Origin of the sequence: Sphingobium sp. DN12 (genome assembly GCF_051058005.1) — a bacterium.
Taxonomy (GTDB): domain Bacteria; phylum Pseudomonadota; class Alphaproteobacteria; order Sphingomonadales; family Sphingomonadaceae; genus Sphingobium; species Sphingobium yanoikuyae.
On the sequence record NZ_CP173717.1, the window covers coordinates 1,095,746 to 1,111,383 of the forward strand.

Here is a 15,638-nt window from a genome sequence, read left to right on the forward strand (position 1 = left end):
CGACGGTAATCCTGTTCGAACGTGATCCCAGCGCAGCAAGTGTGCGAGAAACGAGCGGCGGTCGCTGACATGTTCTCCAGACGCAATCTGCTGGGTGCGGCGGCGGGCAGCCTGCTGCTCACCGCCTGCAGCACCGCTGGCAAGGGCCGACCGAAGCTGCGCGTGTCGATCACCGGCAAGGGTGACGGGGACACGCGGCTGCTGTTCAAGGCGGCGGGCATCCAGCCCAAGGGTTTCGACCTTGTCTATAGCGAGTTCCAGTCCGGCCATCTGGTGGTCGAGGCGCTCAATGGCGGATCGCTCGACTATGGCGGGATGAGCGAAATTCCGCCCATCTTTGCGGCGGCTTCCACCATCCAGAGCTTCCGCCAGATTGCGGTCGCCCATGGCGACGTCAATAACCAGGTGGTGCTGGTTCCGAAGGGATCGAAGGCGCGCTCCATCGCCGACCTCAAGGGCAAGCGCGTCGGCTATGTCCGCGCCACCACCGCCCAATATTTCCTGATCCGCATGCTGGAGGAAGTCGGCCTGAGCTGGGACGACATCATCCCGGTCGCGATGGGCGTGTCCGATGGCGCCGCAGCCTTCTCGCAAGGGGCGCTCGATGCCTGGGCGATCTATGGCTTTCCGATCCAGCGCGCGATCGCGACCGAGGGCGCGCGGATATTGCGCACCGCTTATGGTATCCTGTCAGGCAATTATCTCGTCTCCGCTCATGTCGAGGCGCTGGCCGATCCCGACAAGGCGGCGATCCTCCGCGAATATCTGGCGCTGGTGCAGCAGGGCTTCGGCTGGGCGGCGGCGCATCAGGACGAGTGGGCCGGCATCGTCGCCCAGGATATCGGCGTACCGCGGGACTATGTGCTCGACCAGTTCCGTCGCAAGAGCGCGACCTATGAACTGCGCCCGGTCACGCCCGAGGCGATCGGATCGCAGCAGCAGGTCGCCGACGTCTTCTTCAAGGCCGGGCTGGTTCCCAAGCGGGTGAATGTCCGCCCGCTGTGGGATGCCCGCTTCAACGACGCCATTCCCAAGAGAGGCTGATATCATGGCGACCCAGGCAATTTCCGTGCAGCCATTGCCGCCCGAAGGGCCGGTGCCCGCCGACCAGCTCGATCGGCTGACCCGGTTGCTCGCCGCCAATGCGGAACAATATGACCGCAGCGCCGAATTTCCCCGCGCCAATTTCGATATATTGGCGCAGCAGGGGCTGATCGCGCTGACCGTGCCACGCGCGCATGGCGGGCGGGGCGCGTCGGTTTCCGAAGCGCTGCGGGTGCTGGCGGCAGTAGCGAAGGGCGATCCCTCGACCGCGCTGATCCTGTTCATGACCTATCATTATCATGCTACGCCCAACCGGGCGCGCGGCTGGCCAGCCGACATCTACGAGACGCTGGCGCGCGATGCGGTGGCGGGCCGGGGGCTGATCGGTGGGCTGCGCGTCGAACCGGAACTGGGCACGCCCGTGCGCGGTGGCCTGCCCGCCACGATCGCGCGGCGCACGGCCCATGGCTGGGCGATCAGCGGCACGAAGATCTATTCGACCGGATCGACTGGCCTCGACTGGTATTCGGTCTGGGCGAAGACCGACGAGGATGCTCCACGCGTTGGCAATTTCCTGGTCCGGGCGGGCAGTCCGGGGGTGGATATCGAGCCGGCCTGGGATCATCTGGGGATGCGCGCGACGGTCAGCCATGCCGTCCATTTCACTGATACGCCGACGCCGGCCGACCATGCGGTCGACATTCGCCGGTCGGAGGAATGGGGCGCGCCCGATCCGGTCCAGACGCTGTGGAATGCGCTGTCCATCTCGGTCATCTATGACGGGGTGGCGCGCGCCGCGCGCGACTGGCTGCGCGCCTATCTCAATGATCGGGTGCCGAGCAACCTCGGCGCGTCGCTCGCCACCCTGCCGCGCGTGCAGGAAAGGTTCGGCGAGATCGAGGCGTTGCTGCAGGTAAACCGCACGCTGGTGCGCGACGCCGCCGCGCGGATCGACGCGGACGATCCGCCGTCGGCAGTCGAGGCCAATGCGATCAAATATGTTGCTACCGCCAACGCCATTCGCGCGGTCGAGATCGGGTTGGAGCTGACCGGCAATCCCGGCATCAGCCGCCATAATCCGCTGGAGCGCCATTATCGCGACGTGCTGTGCAGCCGTATCCATTCGCCGCAGACCGACACCATCCTGATTGCCGCCGGTCGCGCGGCGCTGGGGAATTGAGCCCATGTCCCTGATCATCGCCAGCCAGATGGAGCCGGATTTCAACCGGATCCTTGCCCGCCACCCGTCCGCCCCCGTGCTGATCGACGTTGCCGAGGACGCGCCCTGGAGCGCCGCCGACGAGGCCGACATATTGCTGATACGCCCGTCGCCGGCCTGGCGCGCGCCGGAGGTGCGTCGTCCCGCACCCTGGCCGGGGCGCCTGAAATGGGTCTACAGCGCCTCGGTCGGGGTCGATTTCTATCCCGACTGGCTGCTCGACGCGCCGCTCGTCACCTGTGGTCGGGGCGTCGCGTCGGAGGAGATCGCCGATTATGCGATCGCCGCCATCTACGCCCATGCCAAGAATCTGGATGCCGTCACCGTCCGTTCGCGGGCGCAATGGGGGCCGGCGCAACTGGGCCGGGTATCGGGCACGACCATAGGTATCATCGGCATGGGCGCGATCGGCGCGGCGGTGGCACGGCGCGGCCTGGCGCTCGGCGCGCAGGTGATCGGCGTGCGGCGATCCGGCGCGCAGCCCAGCGTGCCGGGCGTGCAACTGGTCGGCGATGTCGGGACTTTGGTGGAGGAGGCGGATCATATCCTGCTCGCCGTCCCCGCCACTGCCCAGACCCGCCATCTGGTCGACGATGCGCTGCTGGCGCGGGTGCGGCCGGGTGCGCATCTCATCAATGTCGCGCGCGGATCGGTGGTGGATCAGGCAGCCCTGGTGCGGGCGCTGGATGATGGCCGGCTGGGCTTTGCGACGCTCGACGTTACCGATCCCGAACCGCTGCCGGAGGGGCATGTCCTCTACACCCATCCCAGGGTGCGGCTGACCCCGCATATTTCCAGCAATTACCAGCTGGTACGCCATCGCCTGCTGGAAAAGATCCAGGACGACCTGACCCGCTTCGTCCGGGGCGAGGCGCCGTCCGACATCGTCGATCCGGCGCGCGGATACTAGGGTCTGGAAGACGGGCGTAGAAGAGCGATGACTTGCCCTTGAATCGTCATTGCGAACGAAGTGAAGCAATCCATCCGAGCGATGTTGGATTGCTTCGCTGCGCTCGCAATGACGCAGTGGATCAGTCTAAATCATTCCAATCTAAAGCCCGGTCACCGTCTCGCGCGCCAGTTCCGCCAGTCGATGTGAGGCGCGGTCCAGCTTGTCGCTGGTGCGCAGGATCGCGGCGACGCGGGGCAGGGTGGGCAGCCGCTCATGCTCCAGCACCGTCATGTCATCCTGGAACAAATGGGTACGCGCGGTGATGCCCAGCCCTGCGGCCACCGCTGCGCGCAGCGTGGCGAGGTTGGGTGTCTCGACCGCGATCCGCCATTGCAGCCCCATATCCTCCAGCGCGCGGATCGCCGCCTCGCGGAAACGGCACGGTTCCTCCAGCACCGCCAGCGGGATCGTGTTGCGATCAACCAGTTCGGCCGTGCCATACCAGCTCATCGGCGCCACCGTGACCGCGCTGCCGTCATTGGGCGCGGCAAAGCCCAGCAAGATATCCAGTTCGCGCCGGTCGAGCAGCGCCTGCAATTCGGCCGTGCCCGCGACCCGCGCATAGATTTGCGCGTCCGGGTGCAGCTCGGCAAAGCGGGAGAGCAGGCCCGAGAGCAGGCTGTCGGCGAAGTCCTGGACCATGCCGATCCGCGCCGGGCCGGCAAAGCGGCCGGCGCTGACCGCCGCCACCGCCTCGTCATGCAGGCTCAGCACCCGGCGTGCATAGTCGAGCAGCACCTCGCCCGCCGCGGTCAGGTGTAGCCGGCGGCCTTCGCGCAGGAACAGCGACTGCTGCACCAGTTCCTCCAGCCGCTTGATCTGCAGGCTGAGGGCGGATTGGGTGACGAACACCTGTTCCGACGCATTGAGCATCGACCCGGTGTCGACGATCGCGACAAAGCTGCGCAGGAGATTGGTCGGCAAATTGACCGGCACGGCATATCCTTTTGATGGTGAAAGGGGCCGATCCGATGCCGGGCACGGGCCTGTGCTTATGATCCATGCCAATATATCAATCAAAATAGTAGAGTTTGTCCGGGGGCAGGAAAAGCTATCCCGCTCGTCGCGCGCCGAAATGCCCGGAATTAGGGGCAAATGGCGACTTATGATTTTCCCTAATAGACCGGCACGATAAAACTCAATTGAATGAGTAGAGAATTGATGTTGGATGAAGGCGACTTCACCAGCATGACGGATGGACATGACCGCATTGGCAATAAGGGGCGACACGCCGTCGCAGCGCGCCAGACGCCGCTTCTCCCTCGCTCGCTTCGGCGGCCGATGGCTGTCACCTTTGCTGTTACTTTTGCTGTGGGAACTGGGCTCGCGCACGGGCCTTATCCCCGAACGCACGCTGGCCGCGCCCTCCGCCGTGATCGGCACGCTGATCCAGATGGTGCTGAGCGGCGAACTGCCCTCCAACCTGCTCGTCTCCTTCGCCCGCGTCGCGGTCGGCCTGCTGATCGGCGTCGGCCTGGGGCTGGCGCTGGGGCTGGCAGCGGGCCTGTCGCGCGGCGCGGAACTGGCGATCGACCCGCTGCTGCAGATCAAGCGGACCATTCCCGCGCTGGCGCTGACGCCGCTGTTCATCGTCTGGTTCGGCATTGGCGAGACGCCCAAGATCGCGCTGATTGCCTTCGGCACCATCTTCCCGGTCTATCTCAACCTCTATGCCGGCATTCGCGGCGTCGATCCGCGCCTGCTCGATGCCGCCAAGAGCTTCGGCCTCAGCCGCTGGGAACAGGTCTGGCATGTCGTGCTGCCCGCGGCCTTGCCCTCGCTGCTGGTCGGGCTGCGCTATGCGCTCTCCATCTCCATCCTGGTGCTGGTGGTGGCGGAACAGATCAACGCCTCGGCCGGGCTTGGCTATCTCATCAACAATGCCCGCGACTTCATGCGCACCGACATCATCGTCGTCTGCCTCATGGTCTACGCCATTCTCGGCCTCGGTGCCGACTGGCTGGTCCGGGCCCTCGAAGCCCGCGCCCTCGTCTGGCGCCCCAGCATAGTGGAGAATTGATCATGGACGCGCGCCTCGGTTTTTCCGCCATCGACAGCGCGGCGCACCAGCCGCATCCCGAACCGGTCGTCCGCCTGCAGCACTTCACCCGCAGCTTTGGCGCCAATCGCATCATCGACGGGCTGGACCTGGAAATCGCGCTGGGCGAGTTCATCGCCCTGCTGGGCCGGTCGGGATCGGGCAAGACCACCTTGCTGCGCACCCTTGCCGGGCTGGATGATGCCGGCGCACAGGATGTCGAAGTACCCGACAGCCGCGCCGTCGTGTTCCAGGATGCCCGGCTGCTGCCATGGAAGCCGGTCTGGAAGAATGTCGCACTGGGTCTGAAAGGTGGTGCCATCCGTGATCGGGCTGAAGCCGCGCTGAAGGAAGTCGGCCTTGGCCATCGGCTCGATGCCTGGCCGCTCACCCTGTCCGGTGGCGAGGCGCAGCGCGCCGCGCTCGCCCGCGCACTGGTGCGCGAGCCCCAATTGCTGCTGCTCGACGAGCCCTTTGCCGCGCTTGATGCGTTGACCCGCTATCGCATGCATGACCTGGTGCTCTCGCTCTGGCGGACGCACAGGCCCGCGGTGCTGATCGTCACCCATGATGTCGAGGAAGCGATTGCGCTGGCCGACCGGGTGCTGGTGCTCGACAAGGGCCGGATCGTCGCGGAGGAGCGCATTCACGCCCCGCGCGGCGAGCGCGCGGGTCTCGCCGGCCGACTGCGCGAACAGCTTCTGTCCCATCTGGGCGGTGACCATCACGGTGAAGGCGTATTGCCCTTCGCCCGCCAGGCGGAGGCGGCGGAATGAACGCCGTTACCACCATTGACCGGCCGGTCGATACCAGTCGGCTGCGCGGTTTCGTCACGGCATTGGCTGACCTGATCGCCTGCACCCGCGACGAACAGGCGCTGCTGGAAAGTGGCCGCACGTTGCTCGCCCGGCTGATCGCCCGCGACGACTGGCTGCCGCCCGAATATGCCCGGCCCGATCCCGATCGCTATCAGCAATATCTACTTCATTGCGACAGTCGCGAGCGGTTCAGCATCGTCAGCTTCGTCTGGGGACCGGGCCAGTCGACCCCGATCCATGACCATGGCGTCTGGGGGCTAGTCGGCGTGCTGCGCGGCAGCGAGCAGGTCGAGCGCTTCCATCGCCTGCCCGGCGGCGGGCTGGTCGCCCAGGGCACCGATATATTGCGTGAAGGCGAGGTGGATGCCGTCTCGCCTCGGATCGGCGACATCCACCGCGTCTCCAACGGCCGGGCCGATGCGCCGTCGGTCAGCATCCATGTCTATGGCGGCAATATCGGCGCGGTCGAGCGCGCGACCTTCGCCCCCGACGGCACGCCCAAAAGCTTCATCTCCGGATACGCCAACCGCGTCATCCCCAACCTCTGGGACAGATCGAGAAACGCATGACCACCGACATATTGGACCGCATAGAGGTCGCCACCCCGGCCGATATCCGCACCGTGCTGATCGCCCGCGACGAGATCGCGCTGATCGACGTGCGCGAGGAACATGAGTTTGCGCAGGGCCATCCGCTGTTCGCCGCCCAGATCCCGCTGCGCCGCATCGATGAGGAAGCGCGCTGGCGCATCCCCCGGCTCGACACCCCGATTATCGTCTATGATGCGGGCGAGGGGCTGGCGCGCCGCGCGGCCGTGCGGCTGCAGGGGCTTGGCTATACCGACGTCCGCGAACTGGAGGGCGGTCTCAGCGCCTGGCGCGAGGCCGGCTATGAATTGTTCGAGGATGTGAACAGCTACTCCAAGGCGTTCGGCGAACTGGTCGAGCATCGCCGCCATACGCCTAGCCTTGCGGCCGAAGATGTGCAGGCGCTGATCGACGAAAAGGCCGACATCGCGATCCTGGATGCGCGCCGTTACGACGAATATCATACGATGAGCATCCCGACCGGGACCAGCGTGCCGGGCGCCGAACTGGTCCTGCGCGCCGGCACGATCGCGCCCGATCCCGACACCACCATCATCGTCAACTGTGCCGGCCGTACCCGGTCGATCATCGGCACCCAGTCGCTTGTCAATGCCGGCCTGCCCAACAAGGTCTATGCGCTGCGCAACGGCACGATCGGCTGGACGCTGGCCGGGCAGGGGCTGGAAACCGGCCAGGTGCGTGCCGCGCCGGAGGTCGATGGCAAGGCGATCGAGGCTGCCCGTGCCCATGCCCGCGATGTCGCCTACCGCGCCGGGGTCAAGTGGATCGGCTGGGACGATCTGGAGCATCTGAAGGCCGACACCGCTCGCACCCTCTATCTCTATGATGTGCGCCAGCCGCGTGAATATGAGGCGGGGCATCTGCCCGGTTTCCGCAATGCGCAGGGCGGCCAGCTGGTGCAGGAAACCGACCATAATGCCCCGGTGCGCGGCGCCCGCATCGTCGTCACCGACGATCTTGGCCCGCGTGCCGACATGAGCGCCTCCTGGCTCGCCCAGCTTGGCTGGGAAGTCTATGTCCTGTCCGTCGACTGGTCGGCGGTGGTGCTGGAACGCGGCAGTGACGGCGCGCCGGCCCCGCGTGGACCCGAGGGCCGCTACAAGCGCCCCTATGAGGGCACCGACAACAAGGCCGAGAAGATGCAGGCCTATCTCGATTGGGAATATGGCCTTGTCGCCCAGCTCGAAAAGGACGGCACCCACGGCTTCTACGTCATCTGATCAGCGGGAAGGAATGACCCCATGAGCGTCAAGTTCATCGGCTATATCGGCTTCAACAATGGCTCGGAAACCCAGGCGGCGGTGCGCAGCCGCGTGCTCGACAAGGATTATGTCGAGGCCGCAGCCAGGGCGCAGGAGGAGGGCGGCTTCGACCGCGTCCTCATCCCCTTCGGCTCCAACAGTCCGGAAAGCCAGATCGTCGCGGCCCATGCCGCTGCGCTGACCAGCAAGCTTGGTTTCCTTGTCGCCCATCGCCCCGGTTTCACCCAGCCGACCGTGGCCGCGCGCCAGCTGGCGACGCTCGACCAGCTGTCTGGCGGGCGGGTCGCGGTCCACATCATCACCGGCGGCGCGGACGATGAAATGGCACGCGATGGTGACACCGGCACGGTCAAGGCCCAGCGCTATCAGCGCACCGACGAATATCTGACCATCCTGCGCCAGGAATGGACGGCGGCCCAGCCGTTCGACCATCGCGGCGACTTCTACGACATTCGCCAGGCCTTCAGCGCGATCAAGCCGGACAATCTGCCGGTCTTCTTCGGCGGTTCCTCGGCTGAGGCGATCGAGGTCGCCGGGCGCCATGCCGACGTCTATGCGCTCTGGGGTGAAACGCTCGAAGCGGTGCAGGATACGGTACGCCAGGTGCGCCGTGCCGCCGCCCGTCATGGCCGCAATCCCGGCTTCTCGCTGTCGCTGCGCCCGGTGATCGCCGATACCGAGGAAGCGGCCTGGAAGCGCGCGGCGGAGATTGAGGAGCAGGTGCGCGCCAATCGGGTCGCCGCCGGACTTCCGCTGACCGGCCATCGCCCGCCCAATGTCGGATCGCTGCGCCTGCTGGAGGCGGCCAGGGCCAACCGGCAGGACAAGCGGCTGTGGACCGGCGTCGCTGCGCTCACCGGCGCGGCCGGCAATTCCACCGGCCTGGTCGGCACGCCCGAACAGGTGGCCGATGCGATGCTCGATTATTATGACATCGGCATCGATCATTTCCTGATCCGCGGTTTCGATCCGCTGGGCGATTCCATCCTCTATGGCCGCGAACTGCTGCCGGTCGTCCGCCGCAAGGTGGCCGAGCGGGAGAAGGTCGACGTCGCGCTCGCGGGCTGACATGGCGAGCAAGAAATCGATCCTGATCGTCGGCGCGCTGATCGCCTCCGCCGGTGTCGCCTTCGCTGTCACCCAATATCGCACTGAACAGGTGCCGGTGCTGCGCGTCGCCAACCAGAAGGGGCAGGTCAAGGCGATGATGCTTGCCTCTGGCGCGCTAGACGGCGCCTCCTACAAGGTCGAATGGTCGGAATTTCCCGCCGCCCAGCCGCTGCTGGAAGCGGTCGGTGGTGGCGCCGCGGACCTTGGCCTTGCCGCCGACGCGCCCTTCATCTTCGCCTATCAGAGCGGCAGCCCGGTCAAGGCGATCGCGGTGCAGGCACCCGCCAACCAGGCGGCCGAGGCGCTGGCGATCCTGGTGAAAAATGGCTCGCCCATCCGATCTGCCCAGGATCTGGTCGGCAGGACGATCGCCACCACGCGCGGATCGATCGGCCATCACCTGCTGCTCCAGGCGCTGGAGCGGGCGCATATCCCCGCCGACAAGGTCAAGGTCACCTTCCTGCCGCCGGGCGATGCCAAGGCTGCCTTCGACAGTGGATCGATCGACGCCTGGTCGACCTGGACCCCCTATACCAATGTCGCGGTCAAGGAAGGGGCGCGGGCGGTTGCTGACGCCAAGGATTACGGCCTGCCGCTTTATATCGACATCGCCCATGATGCCTCGATCGCGCCCAAGCGTGCGCTGCTGGCCGATTTCCTCCAGCGTGAGGCGACGGCGGTCGCCTGGGCCCGCGCCCATCCCGACCAGTTCGCCGCCGTGCTGGCCAAGGAAACCGGCCTGCCGATCGACATCGCCCGCGCCAGTTTCGAACGCAGCAACCGCATTTCGCAGCCCGTCGATGCCAAGGTGATCGCCCATGAGCAGGCGATCGTCGACCGCTATCGCCGCGCCGGCCTGATCGATCCCAAACGGGACGTGGCGCAGGCCTTCGACACCAGTTTCGGATCCTGACGCAAGGAGCTTTCCCCATGGCCACCATCCTCAAGGATGATCGTTTTTCGCGCACCGGCATCAGCGAAGCCGAATGGAAGGTGCGGGTCGATCTCGCCGCCTTCTATCGCCTTTCGGCGCTCTATGGCTGGGACGATTTCATCTACACCCATATTTCCGCCCGCGTGCCCGGACCGGACCATCATTTCCTGATCAACCCGTTCGGCCTGATGTTCGACGAGATCACGGCGTCCAGCCTGGTCAAGGTCGATCTCGACGGCAATGTCATCGGGGAGAGCGACTATGGCATCAACTATGCGGGCTATGTGATCCATTCGGCGATCCACGGCGCGCGCGACGATGCCCATTATATCGCCCATTTCCACAGCGCCGACGGCATGGCGGTTTCGGCCCATGCCGAAGGGCTGCTACCCTTGAACCAGCGCGCGCTGGCCCTGATCCCGCGCCTGTCCTATCATAACTATGAAGGCGTGGCGCTGAACCTGGACGAGCGCGAACGGCTGGTGGCGGACCTGGGCGACACCAAGGTCATGCTGCTGCGCAACCATGGCACGCTGGCGTTGGGATCGTCTCCGGGCGAGGCGTGGAGCGGCATCTATCAGCTCGAATCCGCCTGCATCGCACAGGTTCGTTCGCTCAGCGTCGGGCGCGACAATGTGCTGATCGCGCCGGAGGAGGCGCAGGCGGAAGTGAAGCGCCAGATGTCGCGCGAGCGCCAGCCGGTCGAAGGGCGGCGCACCCATTATGATCTGGTCTGGGAAGCGGCGCTGCGCAAGGCATCGCGCCAGGCAGCTGGCTATGACGCCTGATCTATAAGGATTAATCGGCGGCTTTCCGCCAAGTCTCATTGGCGTCGCGTGCCCCGCGGCGCCATTTTCCTATCTCCAGCAAAGGAGACAGGCAGATGGCGACGATCGTCGGCGACAATTTGAGGGCGCGCTACGCCGCGCTTCAGGCAGAACGGGAACGGGACTGGCCGCCGGCCCAACTGGCGCGCAACGCGGCGCAGCGGCAGCAGCTGGTGGCGCGCTTCGATCCGGCGACGGTGGCGCAGCCCGGCGATGTCCTGCCCGATCTGGGGTTCGATGATGTCGATGGCGGCACCCTGACGCTCGACGCGCTGACGGCGCAGGGATCGGCCTTGCTGATCTTCTTCCGCTTCGCCGGTTGCCCGGCCTGCAACATCGCCTTGCCCTATTATGCCGAAACGCTCTGGCCGGTGCTACGGGCGCGCGGCATCTCGCTGGTCGCGCTCAGCCCACAGCAGCCCGATCGGCTGGCGGAAATCAAGCGCCGCCACGATCTGCCCTTCGCCGTCGCGACCGATCGCGACAATCAGCTCGCCCGCCTGCTCGGCATCAGCTTCCTCCCCGATGATCGCCCGTCGCCGCCGCCCGCCGGCTGGATTGGCGAGGTGACCGGCACGGGCAACTGGGAATTGCCGCAGCCCGCCGTGCTGCTGCTGGGGCCGGGCCGGGTGGTGCAGCGCTTGCAGGTCAGCCCCGACTGGCTCGACCGACCGGAGGCGGACGATATCCTCGCCTGGCTGCGCTGAACGCAACAAAGAAGGGCCCGGCAATTTGATTGCCGGGTCCTTTTTTGTTCGATGGGATCAGGCGGCCGACTTGGCCTCGCGCGCAACGCTGTAGCGATTGTCCGGCACCGACAGGCCCAGATGCTCGCGGAAAGTCGTTCCTTCATAGTCGGTGCGGAACAGGCCGCGCTGCTGCAGGATCGGGATCACCTTGTCGACGAACAGGGCCAGCTGTCCCGGCAATGGTTCGAACAGGACGAAGCCGTCGGCCGCGCCACTTTCGAACCAGTGCTGCAACTGATCCGCCACCGTCTCGGCCGAACCCACGAAGGCGCCGCGCGGCGTCGCCAGCCGTTCGGCCACCTGGCGCAGCGTCAGCCCCTCCGCCTCGACTTCGGCCAGGATGCGCAGCGTCCCGCTCTGCTGGCTGTTGAGGCCCAGATGCGCGACATCGGGGAAGGGGGCGTCCAGATCATATTGGCGGAAATCATGGTCGTTGAAGGTGCGCGACAGGAAGCCGAGGCCGGTGTCGATCGACTCCAGCGCGGCGAGTTCGCGGTAGCGCGCCTCGGCCTCCTCATCGCTGTCACCGACGATCGCGGCGATGCCCGGCAGGATGAACAGCTGGTCGGCATCCCGGCCAAAGCCCTTCGCCCGCGCCTTCACGTCGGCATAATAGGCCTGGCCCGCCTCGATCGTCTCGGCATGGGTGAAGATCACCTCGGCCCGTCGCGCGGCGAAGTTGCGGCCATCGTCCGACGCGCCGGCCTGGAAGATTACCGGCTGGCCCTGCGGCGTGCGCTTGATGTTGAGCGGCCCGCGCACCTGGAAGAACTCGCCCTTGTGATCGAGCGCATGCAGCCGATCGGGATCGACGAACTGGCCGCTTTCCTTGTCGGCGACATGGGCGCCATCTTCCCAACTGTCCCACAGGCCCTGAACCACATCGAGATATTCGGCGGCGATGCGATAGCGCACGGCATGGGCCGGATGTTCGCTCTTGCTGAAATTGGCGGCGGTATCGCCCAGCCAGGAGGTGACGACATTCCAGCCGGCCCGCCCGCCGCTGAGGTGATCGAGCGAGGCGAATTGGCGGGCGACGTTGAAGGGTTCGGAGTAGCTGACCGTCAGCGTGCCGACCAGGCCGATATGGCTGGTGGTTGCCGCCAGCGCGGACAGGATGGTGATCGGCTCGAACCGGTTGAGATAATGCGGGCTGGATCGTTCGGTGATCGACAGGCTGTCGGCGACGAACAGGAAGTCGAACTTGCCGCGTTCGGCAATCGCTGCCTGTTCCTGATAGCGGGCAAGGCTGGTGCTGGCATTCACGTCGCGATCGGGATGGCGCCAGTCATGCCAGGTGCGGCCGACGCCATGCAGGATGAAGCCGAGCTTGATATGCGGAGAACGGGCCATGGCCTTGTCCTTCTGCTGGAGGGGAGGGTGAGCCCATTCCATCTACGCCCGGACGGTTCGCGCGACCAACGCGGACTCTTCAAGCGCATATGAAATGGGCCAATAGGGCGGGCGTCAGTAGGAGAAGCGGGCGCTCAGCAGCACCGTCGCGGGATCGGCATAATTTTTATAATAGACCCCGGTCGAGGGGATGTAGGTCGAACTGACCGGTTTGTTCGCGCCCAGGATATTCTTGCCCTGGATGGCGAACTGGAAACGGTCGTCCGGCAATATCCAGGTGATCGAGCCGTTGACGAAGGTCTGGCCCGGCACTTCGTCCTGCGGCCGGGCGAGGGCGTTTTGATAGAAGCTGCTCTGATATTGGGCATTGGCCGACAGCCGCAATGTGCTGCCCGACGCACCCAGCGGCAGCGCATAATTGGCGCCGCCCGACAGGGACCATTTGGGCGCGTTCAGCAGCGGATTGCCATCGGCATCCACGCCATTGCCGCCCGCGCCCTTATAATCGTCATAAATGGCCTTGAGATAACCGGCCGATGCCTGAAGCGAGAAACGCTCCGACAGGCGCAGGTCATTCTCCAGCTCGACGCCCCAGCTATGCGCCTTGCCGGCATTGCCGCGGCGTGATCCGACATAGGCAGGGTCGTAGAAGGAGACCTGGAGATCCTTGTAGTCATTGTAGAAGATGGCGAGATTGCTGCGCAGCGCGCCGCCGAACAGGGTGGCCTTGAGGCCCCCTTCATAGGTCGAGACCTTTTCCGGATCGAAGGGCAGGGTGGCGAGATCCAGCCGGGTCGCGCGATTGTCGAACCCGCCCGATTTGAACCCGCGCGAATAGGTGAGGTAATTGAGCAGATTGGGCGTCCATTGCGCCTGCACCGACAATTTCGGTGTCAGCGCCTTCCAGGTCTTTTCCGCCTCGCCGGCGATCGACTGGGCCACAACATTGCGATCATCGTCGATCACCTTGTTGTCGAAGACGAAGCGCTTCTTCTCGATGGTGCCGCGCAGGCAGGCGGTCAGGCTGAATATGTCGTTCGCCTTCCAGGTGCCCTCGCCGAACACGGCATAGGCATCGGTATAGGTGATGTTGTGGGCGCGCAGCCGGTTGATGGGTGCGGTCGCCGCGGTGCCGGTCCGGCTGAAGCCGTCGCGCTCCACGAAGAAACGTTCGTGCAGGTAGAAGAGGCCGCTGGTGAAGCTGAGGTCGCCAAAGTCGCCGTTCAGCTGCACCTCCTGGCTGAAGGCCCGGTCATTATAATGGATCAGGTTCTTCTGGATCAGTGCGGCCTCGCCGTCATTCTCGTAATTGACGGGGTTGAGGTTGAAGCCGGTATAGGCGCTGATCGACTTGATCGACAGGCTGGGCGACAGGTCATAGACCAGCCGCAGCGAGGCGCTGCGCGAATTGAGATGCTGGTCCGGCTCAACCTCCGAATAGGATCGGCGGCGGCTGAATCTGCCGGGCTGGTTGACCGGAATATAGGACCGCGTATCGCTGCGGTCGCGCAGGATATTGACGGTCAGCAGCGCGTCGAGATTGGCGATGCCGGTATAGCGCAGCTTGCCGCGCCAGGCGTCGAGGTCGATCCGGTTGACGTCATGGCCCAGCGTCGGGTCATAGGTGACGCCGTCACGGGTGCGATGAATCCAGGCGATGCTGCCCGACAGGTCGCCCGCGATCTTGCCGCTGACCAGCGCTCGGCCCTGTACGTCATTATAGCTGCCATAGCCCAGTTCGGCGGTGACATGGGTGGTTTCGTCGGGGGCGCGGGTAATGATCCGCAGCGCACCGGCCGACGAATTGCGGCCATAGAGCGTCCCCTGCGGCCCGCGCAGCAGCTCGATCCGTTCCAGATCGACAAATTCGCTCATCGAGGCGATCTGGCGGGGGATGTAGACGTCGTCGACATAGATGGCGAGCACCGGTTCCTGGATCGGGTCGGATTCGCCCACGCCGCGCAGCGAGAAGGTCTGGGTGGTATGGCTGATCGACGTCCGCGCCACGAACAGGTTGGGCACCTGGCCGGCCAGGTCGCGCACATTGGTGATGTTGCGCTGCTCCAGCGTCTCGGGCGTGAAGGCGGAGATCGCGATCGCGGTCTTCTGAAGATCCGTAGCGCGTCGCTCGGCGGTGACGATGATGCCGCCACCAGCGTCGCCATCCTCTGCGGGCGCCTGGGCCCAGGCCGATCCGGCCATTGTCGCGGCCATGATCGCGCTGCCACCAGCGGCCAGGAAAATCCCTTTTTTCATTGTTCCCCACTCAATCTTGATCCGCCGCAGCCGGGGCTCAGCGTTAACTGTCAACTAAAGTTGTAGACAATTTGCGCAAATGAGTTCGGGCAATCTGGCGGGAGAATGGCTCATAGATTTGCGCGGCAGAGATGGGCGCGCCGATCATCGGCTGTGGTCAGCTTCGACGTGCTCCACGTCCGCTATAAAGGGTCAGGGGCGATAGCCGCAGATTATTCCGGATCAGCAGTTCCGCGCATGCGCGGGTATCGGCGGTCAGTCGTTCGTCGAGGGGTATTGTGGGGGCAGAGTTGAGACGTTGCGCATCCGCCAGCGAGGCGAGCAGGACCAGTTCGTCGTCACTGACATAGCGGGTGCCGGGCGGCTGGATACGCAGGCCGCATTCGGTGGCGATCCTGCGCAGGCGGGCGAAGCTGTCGATGGCCGCGAGACCGATCCGCTGCTCCTCGCCTCGCAGCATTGCGAGCA

The 15,638-nt window shown here is 65.4% G+C and carries 15 protein-coding genes; 11 read left to right on the forward strand and 4 right to left on the reverse strand.

All coding sequences use genetic code 11. The features are described from left to right. Window positions 1-69: 69 nt before the first annotated feature. From ACI6S0_RS05210 to ACI6S0_RS05220, 3 genes are read left to right on the forward strand one after another with little or no spacing between them, the layout of a single operon-like run. Complete coding sequence (locus ACI6S0_RS05210) at window positions 70-1,044, forward strand: ABC transporter substrate-binding protein (protein WP_434405205.1); 975 nt, start codon at window positions 70-72, stop codon at window positions 1,042-1,044. Window positions 1,045-1,048: 4 nt separating this feature from the next. Further along, a complete protein-coding gene (locus ACI6S0_RS05215) occupies window positions 1,049-2,224 on the forward strand; it encodes an acyl-CoA dehydrogenase family protein (RefSeq protein WP_434405206.1) in 1,176 nt (391 codons plus the stop codon). Window positions 2,225-2,228: 4 nt separating this feature from the next. Continuing rightward, window positions 2,229-3,173, forward strand: a complete 945-nt coding sequence (locus ACI6S0_RS05220; protein ID WP_434405207.1) for an NAD(P)-dependent oxidoreductase — start codon at window positions 2,229-2,231, stop codon at window positions 3,171-3,173. A 141-nt stretch (window positions 3,174-3,314) separates the two neighbouring features. Here ACI6S0_RS05220 and ACI6S0_RS05225 read toward each other — a convergent pair whose 3' ends face one another. Continuing rightward, window positions 3,315-4,151, reverse strand: coding sequence for a LysR substrate-binding domain-containing protein (locus tag ACI6S0_RS05225; RefSeq protein ID WP_434405208.1), 837 nt, complete (start codon window positions 4,149-4,151; stop codon window positions 3,315-3,317). Between the two features lie 265 nt (window positions 4,152-4,416). Between ACI6S0_RS05225 and ACI6S0_RS05230 the strand changes: the two genes are divergently transcribed. From ACI6S0_RS05230 to ACI6S0_RS05265, 8 genes are all read left to right on the forward strand, one after another. Then, window positions 4,417-5,235 carry an ABC transporter permease gene (locus tag ACI6S0_RS05230; RefSeq protein WP_434405209.1) on the forward strand — a complete coding sequence of 273 codons (819 nt, stop codon included), beginning with the start codon at window positions 4,417-4,419 and terminating at the stop codon, window positions 5,233-5,235. A gap of 2 nt (window positions 5,236-5,237) precedes the next feature. Further along, window positions 5,238-6,029, forward strand: coding sequence for an ABC transporter ATP-binding protein (locus ACI6S0_RS05235; RefSeq protein ID WP_434405210.1), 792 nt, complete (start codon window positions 5,238-5,240; stop codon window positions 6,027-6,029). Next, on the forward strand, window positions 6,026-6,640 hold the full coding sequence (locus tag ACI6S0_RS05240) for a cysteine dioxygenase (protein WP_097383536.1): 615 nt from the start codon (window positions 6,026-6,028) through the stop codon (window positions 6,638-6,640). Before ACI6S0_RS05235 ends, ACI6S0_RS05240 begins: the two co-directional genes overlap by 4 nt. Continuing rightward, window positions 6,637-7,899 carry a rhodanese-like domain-containing protein gene (locus tag ACI6S0_RS05245; RefSeq protein WP_434405211.1) on the forward strand — a complete coding sequence of 421 codons (1,263 nt, stop codon included), beginning with the start codon at window positions 6,637-6,639 and terminating at the stop codon, window positions 7,897-7,899. Before ACI6S0_RS05240 ends, ACI6S0_RS05245 begins: the two co-directional genes overlap by 4 nt. Before the next feature lie 21 nt (window positions 7,900-7,920). Further along, window positions 7,921-9,009 carry an LLM class flavin-dependent oxidoreductase gene (locus tag ACI6S0_RS05250; protein WP_048936659.1) on the forward strand — a complete coding sequence of 363 codons (1,089 nt, stop codon included), beginning with the start codon at window positions 7,921-7,923 and terminating at the stop codon, window positions 9,007-9,009. A 1-nt stretch (window position 9,010) separates the two neighbouring features. Then, window positions 9,011-9,964 (forward strand): ABC transporter substrate-binding protein, encoded by a 954-nt coding sequence (locus tag ACI6S0_RS05255; protein ID WP_279728389.1) that lies wholly within the window; start codon window positions 9,011-9,013, stop codon window positions 9,962-9,964. A 17-nt stretch (window positions 9,965-9,981) separates the two neighbouring features. Then, window positions 9,982-10,773 (forward strand): class II aldolase/adducin family protein, encoded by a 792-nt coding sequence (locus ACI6S0_RS05260; RefSeq protein ID WP_434405213.1) that lies wholly within the window; start codon window positions 9,982-9,984, stop codon window positions 10,771-10,773. A gap of 95 nt (window positions 10,774-10,868) precedes the next feature. Then, entirely contained in the window at window positions 10,869-11,519 is a 651-nt protein-coding gene (locus ACI6S0_RS05265; RefSeq protein WP_434405214.1) for a peroxiredoxin-like family protein, read from the forward strand. Between the two features lie 57 nt (window positions 11,520-11,576). Here the strand turns inward: ACI6S0_RS05265 and ACI6S0_RS05270 are convergent, their stop codons facing one another. The 3 genes from ACI6S0_RS05270 to ACI6S0_RS05280 form a co-directional block, all read right to left on the reverse strand. Next, complete coding sequence (locus tag ACI6S0_RS05270) at window positions 11,577-12,914, reverse strand: LLM class flavin-dependent oxidoreductase (RefSeq protein ID WP_434405215.1); 1,338 nt, start codon at window positions 12,912-12,914, stop codon at window positions 11,577-11,579. 114 nt (window positions 12,915-13,028) lie between these two features. Then, window positions 13,029-15,170 (reverse strand): TonB-dependent receptor, encoded by a 2,142-nt coding sequence (locus ACI6S0_RS05275; protein WP_434405216.1) that lies wholly within the window; start codon window positions 15,168-15,170, stop codon window positions 13,029-13,031. A 157-nt stretch (window positions 15,171-15,327) separates the two neighbouring features. Then, window positions 15,328-15,630 carry a hypothetical protein gene (locus ACI6S0_RS05280; RefSeq protein WP_004207509.1) on the reverse strand — a complete coding sequence of 101 codons (303 nt, stop codon included), beginning with the start codon at window positions 15,628-15,630 and terminating at the stop codon, window positions 15,328-15,330. Window positions 15,631-15,638 lie beyond the last annotated feature (8 nt).